Origin of the sequence: Psychrobacter sp. Ps6, assembly GCF_022129235.1 — a bacterium.
In the GTDB taxonomy this organism is placed as follows: Bacteria; Pseudomonadota; Gammaproteobacteria; order Pseudomonadales; family Moraxellaceae; genus Psychrobacter.
Genome location: NZ_JADQAI010000115.1, coordinates 919 through 1,557 on the forward strand (window position 1 = coordinate 919; position 639 = coordinate 1,557).

The 639-nt window shown below is 30.0% G+C and carries 1 protein-coding gene; it reads left to right on the forward strand.

The window, feature by feature from the left end; all coding sequences use genetic code 11:
- A partial coding sequence (locus tag I3255_RS14190) for an inovirus Gp2 family protein (protein ID WP_238039394.1) occupies window positions 1-543 on the forward strand: 543 nt, incomplete at its 5' end.
- Window positions 544-639: the final 96 nt, after the last annotated feature.

Sequence of the window (639 nt, forward strand, 5' to 3'; positions counted from 1 at the left end):
GCTATTACAGAACACCCTAGAACCTTTGTGGTTCGATTTGATTTACATTTACCAATACAACCTAATTGTGTTGATATGCCAAATGTATATGACTCTACCGTTATATCGAGATTTGTTGATTCATTTAAAGCTCATGTTAAATACGATCTTCTTGCTAAGAAAAGAGAGGGTAAAAGAGTACATGACTGTACAATCAGATATATATGGACGAAAGAAAAAAATGAATCTCAGCAAGCACATTATCATGTGGCACTATTATTAAACCATGATACCTATTTTACATTAGGTAATTATGATGGTAGTAGTAATAACTTAGTATCTAAGATTTATTCATCTTGGGCGAGTGCATTAGGTATAGAATGTTTTTCAATTAGTCGCTATGTTCATTTCCCGCAAGATATACCAACCTATTTTGTGAATATTAATAGTTCAACATATATTAGCGATTATAATCGAGTTTTTTATCGGTTAAGTTATTTTGCTAAATTAGAAACGAAGGTATTTGGTACAAAAGAAAAGAATTTTGGTTATAGCTTAAGGTAGTTAATAAGTGTTTTTTTTAAGGTAATATGTGTTTTAAATAATCATGAAAAAATATAGAGGGGCTATCCCCTCTATAAATTATTTATCACAGTCTGA